The sequence below is a fragment of the Aeromonas sp. 2HA2 genome (genome assembly GCF_029237345.1).
GTDB classification, from domain to species: domain Bacteria; phylum Pseudomonadota; class Gammaproteobacteria; order Enterobacterales; family Aeromonadaceae; genus Aeromonas; species Aeromonas salmonicida.
On the sequence record NZ_JAACGB010000005.1, the window covers coordinates 143,491 to 157,065 of the forward strand.

Annotated in this window: 14 protein-coding genes; 7 read left to right on the plus strand and 7 right to left on the minus strand. The window is 59.5% G+C overall.

Features of this window, described 5'->3' with window-relative positions; all coding sequences use genetic code 11:
- Positions 1-74 precede the first annotated feature (74 nt).
- Together GWQ29_RS09325 and GWQ29_RS09330 are read right to left on the minus strand one after the other, a co-directional pair.
- Complete coding sequence (locus GWQ29_RS09325) at positions 75-1,145, minus strand: AI-2E family transporter (protein ID WP_021138538.1); 1,071 nt, start codon at positions 1,143-1,145, stop codon at positions 75-77.
- 25 nt (positions 1,146-1,170) lie between these two features.
- Positions 1,171-1,404, minus strand: coding sequence for a sulfurtransferase TusA family protein (locus GWQ29_RS09330; protein ID WP_111588651.1), 234 nt, complete (start codon positions 1,402-1,404; stop codon positions 1,171-1,173).
- Positions 1,405-1,553: 149 nt separating this feature from the next.
- Between GWQ29_RS09330 and GWQ29_RS09335 the strand changes: the two genes are divergently transcribed.
- The gene (locus GWQ29_RS09335; RefSeq protein WP_021138540.1) at positions 1,554-2,987 is read left to right on the plus strand and encodes a M48 family metalloprotease; all 1,434 of its coding nucleotides are present in this window, start codon (positions 1,554-1,556) and stop codon (positions 2,985-2,987) included.
- Between the two features lie 195 nt (positions 2,988-3,182).
- On the opposite strand, the gene GWQ29_RS09340 is transcribed toward GWQ29_RS09335, so the two are convergent.
- Positions 3,183-3,662 carry a TlpA disulfide reductase family protein gene (locus GWQ29_RS09340; protein ID WP_275919280.1) on the minus strand — a complete coding sequence of 160 codons (480 nt, stop codon included), beginning with the start codon at positions 3,660-3,662 and terminating at the stop codon, positions 3,183-3,185.
- A gap of 60 nt (positions 3,663-3,722) precedes the next feature.
- Here GWQ29_RS09340 and arsC point away from each other — a divergent pair, with 60 nt between their 5' ends.
- Together arsC and GWQ29_RS09350 are read left to right on the plus strand one after the other, a co-directional pair.
- Positions 3,723-4,073: an arsenate reductase (glutaredoxin) gene (arsC, locus tag GWQ29_RS09345; RefSeq protein WP_021138542.1), complete on the plus strand. Its 351-nt coding sequence runs from the start codon at positions 3,723-3,725 to the stop codon at positions 4,071-4,073.
- Positions 4,070-4,465 (plus strand): DUF2069 domain-containing protein, encoded by a 396-nt coding sequence (locus GWQ29_RS09350; protein ID WP_111588653.1) that lies wholly within the window; start codon positions 4,070-4,072, stop codon positions 4,463-4,465. The genes arsC and GWQ29_RS09350 overlap by 4 nt, the downstream gene beginning before the upstream one ends.
- Positions 4,466-4,517: 52 nt before the next feature.
- On the opposite strand, the gene GWQ29_RS09355 is transcribed toward GWQ29_RS09350, so the two are convergent.
- Positions 4,518-5,138 carry an ACP phosphodiesterase gene (locus GWQ29_RS09355; protein ID WP_275919281.1) on the minus strand — a complete coding sequence of 207 codons (621 nt, stop codon included), beginning with the start codon at positions 5,136-5,138 and terminating at the stop codon, positions 4,518-4,520.
- Positions 5,139-5,280: 142 nt separating this feature from the next.
- Positions 5,281-6,183: a lysine exporter LysO family protein gene (locus GWQ29_RS09360; RefSeq protein WP_034523538.1), complete on the minus strand. Its 903-nt coding sequence runs from the start codon at positions 6,181-6,183 to the stop codon at positions 5,281-5,283.
- A 531-nt stretch (positions 6,184-6,714) separates the two neighbouring features.
- On the opposite strand from GWQ29_RS09360, the gene GWQ29_RS09365 reads away from it, so the two are divergent.
- From GWQ29_RS09365 to GWQ29_RS09380, 4 genes are all read left to right on the plus strand, one after another.
- Complete coding sequence (locus GWQ29_RS09365; RefSeq protein ID WP_005310133.1) at positions 6,715-7,485, plus strand: ABC transporter ATP-binding protein; 771 nt, start codon at positions 6,715-6,717, stop codon at positions 7,483-7,485.
- 49 nt (positions 7,486-7,534) lie between these two features.
- Positions 7,535-8,308 (plus strand): ABC transporter substrate-binding protein, encoded by a 774-nt coding sequence (locus GWQ29_RS09370; protein WP_005310135.1) that lies wholly within the window; start codon positions 7,535-7,537, stop codon positions 8,306-8,308.
- Positions 8,309-8,662: 354 nt separating this feature from the next.
- Entirely contained in the window at positions 8,663-9,403 is a 741-nt protein-coding gene (locus tag GWQ29_RS09375; protein WP_005310137.1) for an ABC transporter permease, read from the plus strand.
- A gap of 3 nt (positions 9,404-9,406) precedes the next feature.
- On the plus strand, positions 9,407-10,099 hold the full coding sequence (locus GWQ29_RS09380; RefSeq protein WP_005310139.1) for an ABC transporter permease: 693 nt from the start codon (positions 9,407-9,409) through the stop codon (positions 10,097-10,099).
- A 52-nt stretch (positions 10,100-10,151) separates the two neighbouring features.
- Here GWQ29_RS09380 and GWQ29_RS09385 read toward each other — a convergent pair whose 3' ends face one another.
- Positions 10,152-11,465 carry a capsule biosynthesis protein gene (locus GWQ29_RS09385; RefSeq protein ID WP_275919282.1) on the minus strand — a complete coding sequence of 438 codons (1,314 nt, stop codon included), beginning with the start codon at positions 11,463-11,465 and terminating at the stop codon, positions 10,152-10,154.
- Between the two features lie 7 nt (positions 11,466-11,472).
- Entirely contained in the window at positions 11,473-13,560 is a 2,088-nt protein-coding gene (locus tag GWQ29_RS09390) for a capsular polysaccharide biosynthesis protein (protein ID WP_275919283.1), read from the minus strand.
- Positions 13,561-13,575 lie beyond the last annotated feature (15 nt).

The window sequence follows — 13,575 nt, forward strand, 5'->3', positions numbered from 1 at the left end:
GGAGCCGTGGGCTCCCTTCTTTGTTTCATGATTGTTGGTTGTCACCCTCTGTCACCTGAGAGGTGCATGCGCCCTCAGACGCCGGGCAGGGCAGGATCATCCCGCTTGGGCCAGGCATTGATCACCGCCTTGACCAGGGTGGCGAGGGGAATGGCGAAAAAGACGCCCCAGAACCCCCACAGGCCGCCAAACACCAGCACGGCTATGATGATGGCCACCGGATGCAGGTTGACCGCCTCGGAGAAAAGCAGAGGCACCAGCAGGTTGCCATCGAGGGCCTGGATCACCAGATAGGCCACCATCAGCCAGACGAAATCAGAAGAGAATCCCCACTGGAACAGGGCCACCATGGCCACAGGTACAGTGACCGCTGCCGCGCCTATGTAAGGAATGAGCACGGAGAAGCCGACCGCCACCGCCAGCAGGGCGGAGTAGCGCAGTCCCATCAGGGCAAAGGGGATATAGGTAGCCACCCCGACGATAAGGATCTCGATCACCTTGCCCCGAACATAGTTGATGATCTGGCCGTTCATCTCGGTCCAGACTCGCTTGACCAGAGCCCGGTTGCGCGGCATGAAGCGGGTGAGCCCGCTGAGCAATGGCTGCTTGTCCTTGAGCATGAAGAACACCATCAGCGGCACCAGAATGAGGTAAATAAGAAGAGCGACCACGTTCACCAGCGAGCTGAGGGAGGCGCTCACCAGATGCTCGCCGCCACTCAGGATGCGTTGGCGAATGTTGTCTATCACAGTCTCGACCAGGGTGACGTCGATGATCTCGGGATAGAGGTCTGGCAGGGTGCGCACATAGTCCTGGGCATGGGCCAGCATGGAGGGAGACTCCTTGGCCAGATTGATGCCCTGACTCACCAGGGTCGGGATCAGTCCCAGCAAGGCCATCACTGTCAGTGCGATGAACAGCAGCAGCACCAGCGTGGTGGCAAGAGCCCGGGAGAGGCCGGTCCGTTGCAGCCGGTTGACTGGCCACTCCAGCAGATAAGCCATGACGATGGCCACCAGTATGGGGGCCAGCAGGTTGCCAAACAGCCAGAGCACGGCAAAGCCGAACACCAGCAACAGGAAGAGGGTGACCGCATCGGGGTCGGAGAAACGGGTCTGATACCAGCGCTTGAGTACTTCTAACATGACAGCATCCTTTCGTGACTGGGGCTCATGATGGCTGTTTGGCCCCGACAACCAACTGCAAAAAGATCGTATTGTCCGGCTCCTGTCGCAACCAGAAGCTGTGCCCCTGGCGTTGCAAGTAGGCTGGAATATCCTGCCGGGAGCCCGGGTCTGCCAGCTGAATGGACAAGGATTGACCGGGCGTCGCCTGACGCAACCAGAGCTTGAGCCGGATCAGTGGCTCCGGGCAGCGCCAGGGGGTCAGATCGAGGTGTTCCATAGGGGCTCCATCGGGCATGAAGCGGTTATTATGGCCGTGATAAGAGCATGAAACAACGCTTGTAGCCCTTGAGGGGCAAGGGTATTCTGCCGGTGTCCCGGTAGGGTCTGATTGGAGATAGAGATAACGTGGCACGCTTTTCCCCTTTGATGGCATCGCTTCCCCTGCTGGCTTCCCTGATGGGGGCCACTTTCCATGCCCAGGCGAGCAATCAGCTTCCCGACATAGGCACCGCCGGGGTGGCCGCCCTGCCCATCGAGCAGGAGGTGCGCTATGGCAATGCCTTCATGCGTTTCGCCCGGGCCGGCTTGCCGATCATAGATGATCCCGTGCTGAGTCAGTACATAGACGATCTGGGGCAGCGCTTGCTGACCAACGCCGACGGGGTGCGTTTTCCCTTTACCTTCTTCCTTATCAATGATCCCAGCATCAACGCGGCCGCCTTCCTCGGTGGTCGGGTCAAGGTGCACACCGGCCTTTTCCTCTATGCCGACAGCGAGAGCGAGCTGGCCTCGGTACTGGCGCACGAAATCACTCACGTGACCCAGCGTCACATCGCCCGCTACATGGAGGCGCAGGCGAGCAGCTCCGCCATGACCCTGGCCGGGCTGGTGGGCTCCATTGCGCTGGCGGTGATCAACCCCACCGCCGGTATCGCCGCCTTGCAGACCACCCTCGGATTGTCGATGCAATCGGCCATCAACTACACCCGCGACAACGAATATGAAGCGGACCGGATCGGCATGAAGACCCTGTATGACGCAGGGTTTGACCCCATGGGCATGGCCAACTTCTTCCAGAAACTGGCGGCCGAGTATCGCTACGCCAGCAAGCCGCCCCAGATGCTGCTCACTCACCCCCTGCCCGAGACCCGGATCTCCGAGGCCCGCGGCCGCGCCAACAGCTATGGGCGCCGCAACTTGCCCCCCAGCCTCGACTTCTGGCTGGCCAAGGTGCGCATTCAGGTGCGCTATGGCACCGAGACCCCACAGGCGCTGCTCAGCTATTTCGACAGTCGTCTGCAAAAAGGGGATTACCCCCTCAAGGATGCGGCCACCTATGGCAAGGCGCTGGCCTTGTTGCAACTCAAGCGCACCGATGAGGCTGACACCCTGATGCAGGAGCTGGCAACCCGTCATCCGGAAGACTTGTTCGTGGTCGATGCCCTGACCGATATCGATCTCGCCAAGGGGCGCAGCGCCCAGGCCATTGCACGGCTGGAGAAGTTCCGCGCCCGCATGCCGGATAACGAAGTGGTGGTGGTCAACCTGGGTAACGCCTATCTGGAAGGGGGCGATTACAAGAAATCCATCGCCATACTGGACCCCTATGCCCGGGATCACGAAGAGAACAGCCTGGCCTGGAACCTGCTCTCCGATGCCTATCGCAAGGCGGGCCGAATGACAGAGTTGCACATGGCACGCGCCGAGATGCTCTCCCTGCGGGGGGATTATCAAGCCGCCATCGACGAGCTGATCGTGGCCCGTGGCACCACCAGCGACAAGCTGACCCTGGCCAGACTGGAGGCGCGCATCACAGAGCTGGAGCGCGCGAAAAAGGATCTCGACAGCCTGAAAGGGTGATGACTCAGACAAGCGGTGAAACGGGGTGCTCCAGCAATGGCGCGCCCCGTTTTCTTCCCGGATGGAAGACTCTTCCCGGCTACCCCTTCACAAGGGGGCGGGGCGGCAGACTCGTGATGAAAGAGAAGCGTCGCAGACGCTCAAATGTCAGGAAGGCGCATCGGTGCTTCCCCTGGCAAGGGGAGGGGAGTTTATCTAACGAAATTGCGCAGCCCGCAGCTTGAGGGCGGCAATCCTCTGCCCGTCGAGCTCTCCCACCAGCGTCGCTTGCAATCGGCCATCGCCATCGAGCAGATAGCTGGTGGGCAGCCCGGTTGGGAGAGAGATGGGGAGGTGCGCCTCTTTATCGGCGATCAGCAGCGGGACTCTGATGTGATGGCGACTGGCCAGTGCCCCCAGCTCGGCCGGGGTGGCGGGATCGTAACTGATGATCACCACGGCTATCTTGCCCTCCTGCGCCAGTGTTTCCAGTAGCGGCAATTCCCGCAGGCAGGGGGCGCACCAGGGCGCGAAGTAGTTGACCAGGAGCGGCTTGCCGGCAAACTGCGCCAGCGTCACCGGCTGACCCTGGCTGTTGCTGAACTCGGGGGCTGGGGAGCAGGCCGTCAGCAGAGCCGCCACAATCAGCCAACAAATTCGTTTCATTTCCTGTGCCCTGCCGCTTACCCTGACCATCCGTTTCCCCTACAATAGCGCCGTTTCTTGTCCCATCTTGCGAACAATCAGGGAGTTACCATGAGCGAGACCCAAATCTACCACAATCCGCGCTGTTCAAAGAGCCGTGAAACCCTGGCCCTGCTGGAACAGCACGGGATCGCCCCGGATGTGGTGCTCTATCTGGAGCAGGCGCCGAGTGAAGATGTCATTCGCACCCTGCTGACCCAACTGGGCTTTGCCGATCCGCGCCAGCTGATGCGCACCAAGGAAGATCTCTACAAAGAGCTGGGGCTGGCGGATCAGAGCGGCGATGCCCTCATTCGCGCCATGCACCAGCATCCCAAGCTCATCGAGCGCCCCATCGTCATCAAAGATGGCAAGGCCCGCATCGGCCGCCCCCCCGAGCAGGTGCTGGAGATCCTCAAGTGACCACTCGCTTCGCCCGTTTGCTGACCCTGGTCGGCTTCTTTGGTCTGCTGGGTTGGGTCATCCTCTGGCACCTGTTTCTCTCTCCCCACCCTGACCTCAATCCCTGGTTGCTGCCGGTGATCTGGACTGTACCGCTCCTGTTCCCGCTCAAGGGCATAGCACAGGGCAACCCTTACACCCACGCCTGGGGCAACTTCGTGCTGATGCCATATTTCCTGCACGCCCTGACGCTGATCACCACAGATGAAGGGGAGCGTTGGCTGGCTGTGGTTGAACTGGTGTTCACCACACTGGCGTTTGTCGGCACCATCTATTACGCCCGCCTGCGTGGCCGGGAGCTGGGCCTCAGCATTCGCAAGAAGAAGGGTGAGCTTTCACAAGAAGAGAAATAAGGCACTGGTTCAGTGCGCCTTTATCTGCAAACCGGACCCCGGGTCCGGTTTTTTATGGCCGCAAGCCGGCGTGGCCGCCTGTCTCGCGATAGTGGGCGAGCTGCTGCTTGCTAAATGCCATCAGTTGGGGATAAAAGCGCAGAAAGCCCAGCTCGCAGGTATGCCAATCCATCTCATCCAGGGTGGTGAGGGCATCGCCGAGCAACACAGGGCGGCGCAGACGATGGCCTATGCCGTTGAGGGCCCGGCCCAGCCCCTCTTTGTGACGATAGGAGGCAATCCAGTTCTGCTCCGCCATCCGTTTCAGCGCCGCTGGCAAGCCGTCTGCCAGCAGCAGGTGATCTGCCAATAGCTGCTCATAGCTGTGCTGCAAAAAGCGGGGCAGAGGCTCTGCGCAAAATTGTGGCCAGTGCACACTGAGCCAGTGGTCGTAGAGCATGTCCACCAGTATGCCGCCAAAGCGGCGCCAGGGCGCCTCAAAGCAGGCCACCGCCGCCCTGTGCTCCGGGTGTGCATCGGTGAAGGCATCAATCTTGCGATGCAACCAGATCCCCTCGTCGAACTCGGGGGCGAGGGCGCTTGGCAGTGGTCCCTTGATAAAATCCCCCAGCAGATTGCCGGTGAGGGAGCTTCGGGTATGGGCAGCCAGATGCAGATGAGCCAGATAATTCATGGGGCTAGGGTTGACCAGCAAATGAAAACTGAGGGTGAGCCTAGCGGATCCGGCTCTGCTTGCCTATGGCTGGTGAACCGGCGGCAAGGGGTTGGCACAAAAAAGCCCGACACTCGGGTCGGGCGTGATGGGGTCGGCTGGTTTAAATGGCCAGGAAGCCCAGGATCAGGATGGGGCCGAGCAGGCTCAGGATAAAGCCGGAGACAATCGCCACAGGTACTACCTGGATGCCACCGGATTTCTGAATGACCGGCAGGGTGAAGTCCAGCGCAGTGGCGCCACCGTACCCGATGGCGGCAGAGGGGTGGCGGCGCATCAACATGGGGATGATGAGAATAGCGATAAGCTCGCGACCCAGATCGTTGATAAAGGCGGCGGAGCCGAGCACAGGCCCCAGCTTGTCGGCCACCAGAATGCCCGACAGCGAATACCAGCCGAAGCTGGAGCTGATCGCCAAGCCATGGCTGAATGGCATGCCGAGCAACTGGGCTGCCAGCAGACTGCCCAGCCAGCTGCTGACGATGACGGTAAAGGCGATTTTCATGCCCCAGGGATTGAGCAGGATCTGGCGCAGTCGCATGCCGGAGTTGCGCATCTGCACCCCGATCAGCAGCAGCAACAACATCAGGGCCCACTCACTCAACTTGTCGATGGGCAAGATCCGCAGATCCACCAGCAGCCCCAGCAGCACGCCCCCCAGCACCACGAAGCAGAGCTGGAGTGATTCCCACAGCAGGTGCAGCTTGCTCGGCATCTTGGCGTCACTCGCCTCATGGGTCGGCGGGCTGCGTTTGTCGAGCCACCAGAGCGCCAGCAGGTTGCAGAAGGTAATTGCGGCCAGCATGACACCGGCCACCTTGAAGATCACCGCAAGGTTGCTGCCCAGGTTCTCCACATAGGCGAGCCCCAGCCCCATCAGAAACAGGATGAGATAGACCATCTTGCCCAGCGACTGATTGACCAGCTTGATGAGCCGGGCGGAAGAGAGGGGGATCAGATAGCCGATTGCCAGCGGCAGCAGGATCAGCAATACATTGAGCAACATCGGGGCCTCGATCACAAAACTGATAAAAATGACACCTTATCACTACTTATTGGCTCTGTGTCACATATCTGTGAGTTTGGATGTTTCATCCGGGGCTTTTTTATCAAGTTGTTATGCTTTTGGTGCAAATCCATGCACTGATGTGGCGCAGTGGCTCGCCTTGGTGCAGCAGGAGAATCGACGAGTCAGCCCACTTTTCAACAAGATGCAAACATCCGCAGGGTGAATAAAGCTGCTTGGGTACGGTTATGACCATGATGCAGGAATTTTCTTGCCACCCTTGCGATGTGGGTATAAAAAGGCGGTGTTGCCGTACTGGTCTGGATAGGGTTTTATGCAGACAAAGTGCTGAAAAATACCGATTAGACCAATAAAAATACAGACAAAACACCAAAGACCGCCGTTCTGTATTGTTTTTTGACTAGTCGAGTGATATTTTCGCTGAAGGTTGCCATCGGTTAACTTTTTGTTAAATGGACGATGGCTGAGTCACGCCGTAGCGGCGTCTAGGGACAGACAAGGTTGTAATGGATGAGCGACGTTGCCGCACTGGAAGTTCGTGAACTGCACAAGTATTTCGGCACCCACGAAGTGCTCAAGGGCATCGACATGACCGCCCACAAGGGGGACGTGATCTCCCTGATCGGCTCCTCCGGCTCGGGGAAGTCGACCTTTCTTCGTTGTATCAATTTGCTGGAAACACCCTCTTCCGGCACGGTTTCGCTTCATGGCGAGCTTATCCGGATGAAAACCAACCGGGCTGGCGAGCGGCTGGCGGAGGATGTGCGTCAGGTGGAGCGTATCCGCAGCCGTCTGGCCATGGTGTTTCAAAGTTTCAACCTCTGGTCGCACATGACCATCATGCAGAACATCATCGAAGTACCTATCCAGGTGCTGAAGATCCCCCGCGCCGAAGCCATCGCCAAGGCGGAGCATCTGCTCAATCGGGTGGGCCTGTGGGAGCGCCGGGATTACTACCCTGGCCACCTCTCCGGTGGTCAGCAGCAGCGTGCGGCCATTGCCCGGGCGCTGGCAGTGGATCCCGAAGTGATGCTGTTTGACGAACCCACTTCGGCGCTCGATCCCGAGCTGGTGGGTGAGGTGCTCGGCCTGATGCGTGAGCTGGCCGAAGAGGGGCGCACCATGCTGGTGGTGACCCACGAGATGTCGTTTGCCCGTGATGTGTCGAACAAGGTAATGTTTTTGCATCAGGGGCGCGTGGAAGAGGAGGGCAACCCCAAGGAGATTTTCGCCCATCCCAAATCGGAACGGTTCAAGCAATTTATCTCTTCCATCTATTGATGGGCGGGATCCAACGTTAACAGTCGACGATTTTATCAAGGAGAGATACATGAACAAGCTGATGCTGGCGACTGCCATAGTGACTGCCCTGTCTTCCGGTAGCCTGATGGCCAAGGAGTGGAAAGAAGTGCGGATCGGGGTGGAAGGTGCTTATCCTCCCTTCTCCTGGACCGAGCCCAGTGGCGAAGTGAAAGGCTTTGACATCGATATCGCCAACGCCCTGTGCGCAGAGATGAAGGTGAAGTGCACCCTGGTCAAACAGGATTGGGACGGCATCATACCGGCGCTGCTGTCGCGCAAATATGACGCCATCATCGCCACCATGGACATCACGGAAGAGCGCAAGAAGAAGGTGGACTTCACCCAGAAGTACCAGCACATTCCGGCTCGCTTCGCCGCCAAGAAAGGCACTGACGTTCAACTCGACAAGGCATTCATGGATGGCAAGGCCGTGGCGGTGCAACGCGCTACCTCCATGGATACCTACATCACCGACAACTTCCCCAACGCCACCATCAAGCGTTACGGCACCGCCGATGAAGCTTACCTCGATCTGAAATCCGGTCGTGTCGACTATGTGCTGGCCGACTCCGCTGCCATCACCGATGGTCTGCTGAAAAAAGAGGGCGGTGACGGCTTTGAGTTCGTCGGCCCGAAACTGACCGATCCCAAGTGGTTTGGTGAGGGTGCCGGCATCGCCGTTCGCAAGGCTGACAAGGATCTGAAAGAGAAATTCAACACGGCGATCCTGGCCCTGCGCGCCAACGGCAAGTACAAGGAAATCAACGACAAGTACTTCGAGTTCGACGTTTACGGCGAATAAGCAGAGGGTCGTTTACGGCGAGTAAGAAAGCGACGTCTACGGCGAATAACAACCGAATGTCGTCTACGGCGGATCATCAAAACCCCCTCCTGGCCTCCCCTTCACAAAGGGGAGGTGTTGCAAACTTCCTCCCTTGTATGAAAGAGCCAGGAGGAGGCTTGGGGTCCTTGCGGTGCCGACGGCGAACCAGGAACGACAGGCTGACTCCCGTCAGTCGTCATATCGGGCCCGTTATCTCCCGCAAGGAGTGATGGGCCTGCTTGATTGCAATGGAGCTGCATATGTGTGGTTTTAAAGAATATGGAGCCTCTGCTTGGGAGGGGCGAGCCCACTCAATGTGCAATGGAGCTGCATATGTTTGATTTGAAAGGATACGAAGCCTCCCTGCTGGAGGGCGCCTGGGTCACTCTGGAAGTGGCGCTGGCCTCGCTGCTGCTGGCGCTGCTGCTGGGGATGCTGGGAGCGCTCGCCAAACTGTCGCCCTACAAGTGGGCCAGGGGCATTGCGACCACTTACACCACCGTCATTCGCGGCATTCCCGACCTGGTGCTGATGATGCTGCTGTTCTTCGGCGGTCAGGTGCTGATCAACAGCGTCTGTACCTGGGTCAACGAGACCTACAACAACTTCTTGCTTGAGAGCAATCCCAATCAGGAGTGGGTCTCCCTGCTGCCTGATTACATCGATATCAGCCCGTTTGCGGCCGGGGTGGCCACCATAGGTTTCATCTTCGGTGCCTACATGACGGAGACATTCCGCGGCGCCATCCTGGCGGTGGACAAGGGGGAGCTGGAAGCCGCTCGCGCCTTTGGCATGCGGGCAACCCAGGTCTTTGTGCGGATCCTGTTTCCCCAGATGATGCGCCATGCCCTGCCGGGGTTTGGCAACAACTGGCTGGTACTGCTCAAGACCACGGCGCTGGTCTCCATCATCGGCCTCGATGACATGGTGCGCAAAGCGTCCCTGGCGGCAGGCTCGACCCAGTTGCCCTTCACCTTTTACATGGCGGTGGCCCTGATCTTCCTGATCTTCACTGCGGTTTCCACCTCGGCACTGAAGTGGGCCGAGCGTCACTACGCGATAAAGACGAGGTAAGCCATGGATTTCTCAATCATTCTCAAAGAGTGGCCTACCTACTGGCAGGGGCTTTACACCACAGTGCTGCTGGTGGCGGCATCCCTCATACTCGGTCTGGCGCTGGCGGTACCCATGGGGATACTGCGCAACAGTCGCAACTGGCTGATCAAGGGGCCGATTTGGGCCTATATCTACTTCTTTCGTGGCACCCCCTTGCTGGTACAGCTCTTTATCATCTACTACGGCGCTGCCCAGTGGGAGTGGCTGAAAAACAGCGCAGCCTGGACCCTGTTTGCCGAAGCCTGGTTCTGCGCTTTGCTGGCGTTCACCCTCAATACCGGCGCCTACACCGCAGAGATAGTGCGCGGCGCCGTGCTCAACATGCCCAAGGGGCAGATTGAAGCGGCCAACGCTTTTGGCATGAGCCGCTGGCAAACCCTCACTCGCATCATTTTGCCCAACTCGTTTCGCCGTGCGCTGCCCGCCTACAGCAACGAGGTGATCTTCATGCTGCAGGGCTCGGCGGTGGCTGGCATCATCACCATCGTCGACCTGACCGGCGCCGCGCGGATCATCAACTCCCGCTACTACAGCCCGTTCGAGGCCTTCCTGACCGCAGGCCTGCTCTACATGCTGCTTACTTTTGTCATCGTCTGGCTGTTCAAGAAGTGGGAAGCACGCTGGCATGCCCACCTGCGCCCCCGCAGCCTGTAACGACCATAAAAAAAGCCCGCAAGTGCGGGCTTTTTTGTGGGTGAGTGGAGGTCTAGAGCAGCGCCATCGGTGTCAGCATCTCCTCTGACAGCAAGCCAAAGGTACCCAGTGCACCTATGGCCCCGATGAGACAGGAAGATAGCCGGGAAGCGACCCCCTGTTTGGTGGGCGCCACCTGTTCACTGTGTCGATGGATCTTCTGCATCACTGCCATGGCGCTGAGTTCAAGATGGCGATAGAAGCTGGCATTGAGCTGGGTCAGATGCAGCAGGGATTGTCGCATCCGCTCGAAGGTGTCGTTGCACACCGGGCTCTGCTTGTGCCAGAACTTCTCAAGGGTGCCACGGGTGGTGAGACCCGGCAGATCGTACAGGGCACGTCCCATGCAGAAGGTCGGCACATCGTGCAGCAGGGCCGAGAGACCGACAGTACTGTTGATGGTGATGACCCCCTTGAGCAGGGGATAGAGGGTCGGCAGCGGCAAGTCATAACCGTAGAACACCCGCCCTTCCAGCCCGAGCAGCGTCACCAGGCGGTTGATCTGGGACTGGTAGCTGACGTAACCCCTGTCCATGGGATGATGTTTGAACAGCAAGACATCCTCACTGCGAGCATGTCGGGCAAAGGAGTTCATCACCTGGGCGACCATCTCTTCCACTCCGCTCAGGTCAGAGTGCTCCCTTATCTGAAAATCTTCGGTGACCTGCAGGGGCACGAAGAAGATATGGCCCTTGTGTTGGGGCAAGGCCCTGAGCAGGCGACGATCCGCCCCTCTGTACCACCACTTGACCAGACCGCCCGCCACCCAGCCTTTGGCCTCCTGATAGAGGCTCCAGGGTCTGTGGTTGACAAAATGGGGGTAGCGCCAGTGAAACAGATTCTTGCTGATGTGATAGCGGCTGGCATACCAGGCGCGGCGACCAAAGGTCTTGCCCACCTGCAATGGCGCATCATAAGGGGCGGGCCACTGCATCTCGGCCAGCTGGTCACGTTTGGCATAAAGCGGGCTGAAGGCATTCACCCCCCCTTGCTCCAGCGTCACGTAGTCCGGGCGCAGATAACCCTCTTCCATGGCCCAGACGGCGATCTTCTTCAGCTTGCAGATGCGAATGGCCTGCAGATGGTAATAGCGGCAATCTCCATAGCAGATCAGGCTGTCGATACGATGGCGCTTGATGAAGCGGCGAAAGAAGGTATTCCAGGTGTCCGGCTTGCCGGTGAAACGCTCGTTGTGACCGACGCAAGGCCAGCACTCATCCCCGCCATTGAAATGGATCTTGTAAACCTCATGGCCCGCTTCGCTCAGGGTCTGGCTGAGGGTCTGAAAGAAGGGGCCAAGCGGTCCTTGCAACAACAAAATCTTCATGTACGGCTTATCTCATGAGCTGGGGGAGGGAGGGACGTTGCAGCAGCGTCTGTGTTAGATAACTCAGTTTGATCTGCCAGCGCTGCCAGAGGCTCGACTTGCGGGTCGATGACTGCCCCTGCTCTGCCAGCTGGCGGATCAGCTGCTCCGGGCTTATCCAGAGCCCGGTCTGCCAATCGATATAGAGCGGATAGGCGACCAGCGTCAGGTAGACCAGCGCCGCTAATGGCAGGCTGCGCTGGCGCCTGGCAGGGGGATGGGCATCTGTCGTCAGCCCCCAGCCACTGTAGAAAGGCTGGCCCCAGGTCGTGACCTTGACACCCTGTACCAGTGCCTCGAACCCGCTGAGCGAGGTCATGGTATGCAGCTCATCCACGTGGGGATAGAGACTGGTCAGCCCTATGTCCAACACCTGGCTGTCCACACACTCCGCCAGACAGGCAGCCGAGATGGCGCCCGCCCTGTTGCCTGCCACCACATCCGGGTGCGGCTTGAACAGAATGTGCGCCTCCGGTTTGGCCGCACGTACGGCCCACAGCAGTTGTTCATTGCTGCGAATGGTCGGGCTGCCGGTCAGGATGGAGGCATCCCCATCCACCTGGCCGACTACCAGCACCAAAATGCGACCATCCGCAGGGGGGGTATAGTGCTGTGGCGCGCTTACGTTGTATTTGCTGACCCTGTGCTGGCGCAGCAGATCGATCAGTGCGCTGCCCCGATTGACGTCGGCCTCGGTCAGCTGCTGGTAGTTGAGCAACTGCTCGAGCCCGCTTGGCATGCGGCTGTCGAAATAGATACCGACCGGATCGATGGACAAGGAGGAGGGGCGACAGAGGTTGGAGCCGAGCCCTCTTGATCGGATAAAGCCATCTTCCACCCGGATGGCCGAGGTGAGATCCGGGTGGCGGCTGCCCCATACCAGCACTTGCTCATCACCGGTCAGCCGCTTGGGCGGCGTGCGCACAAAGCGCAGCTCATCGGCCAGATGGTGACAAAAAGCCTGCATAAAGGCGCGCTTCCACAAGGAGAAACCAACCAGATAGAGCCTGCGCCAGCGCGGTGCTGCCTTCTGCTGACGGGCCACTATGGTCAATACCTCTTCCACCTCACAGCGCTGGCCCAGCACGGGATCCAGATAGCGCGGATAGAGGATAAGGGCGGCCGCCGCCAGCTGGGGCAGTGATACCTGAACCTTGCGCCGCTCACACTGTTTGCTGTCAAAGGTCAGCCCCCAACCGGCGTAAAACGGCATGCCGAAGCAATACACCGGCTTGCCGAGCAGCAGGGCCTCAAATCCGAGCTGGGAAGAGACGGTGTAGACAGCCTCCACCCGGTTGAGCAGGGCATGGGGATGGCAGTGATCGGCAACGATTTCCACATCGTCCAGTTGCAGTTGAGCCAGCACGCCGCTCTTCTTGCCAAAGCGGGTGTCCGGGTGAGTGCGCAGCAAGAGGCGGGCATCGGGGTGATTGCGGCGTGCCGCTTCCACCATTGCCACAAAATCTGCTTCACTGGCCAGCGCCCCTGGAATGGAGAGATCGCCCGCCACCTGATCCACCAGCAGCACTCTGGGTCTGGCGTCTTGCAACAGACGCTGTGCCAGCGCCGCTGGCAAACCGCCATGCTCACCTCGCGCAGAAAGACCGGCAGAGGCATCGCCCGCCGGGTGAGCCGGGCGTGAGGCGTAGCAGTTGTACTTGGTGACGCCGAGGCGCACCAGCTCACCCATCAGCCGCTGCGCCCGCTCAAGCATGGCGGCGTCACAGGGCGTTGCGATAAGCTGTTCAAGCTGGCTGGGTTGGCGTGCATCGTAATAGATGCCGACGGGGTCGGCGATAAGCGACACCGCCTTGCCACCGCGGGCAGGGTGGCCGATATAACCGATAAAGCCATCTTCCAGCTGCCAATAGGGCAGACCCAGGGCCTGGGCTGTTTGTTTAATCTGACGGGTATTGGCCTTCTGGCCCCAGCCCACCAGGGCATCACCGGGCTGGGGAGTGGCATCAGGGGTGAGACGCGCCAATGGCTGGCCCAGGCAGGCGCTGATCTGCGCGTCGCGGGCCAGTATGCCGCCAGATTGTGTCCATAGAGTCATGCAAGTTGCTCAGAT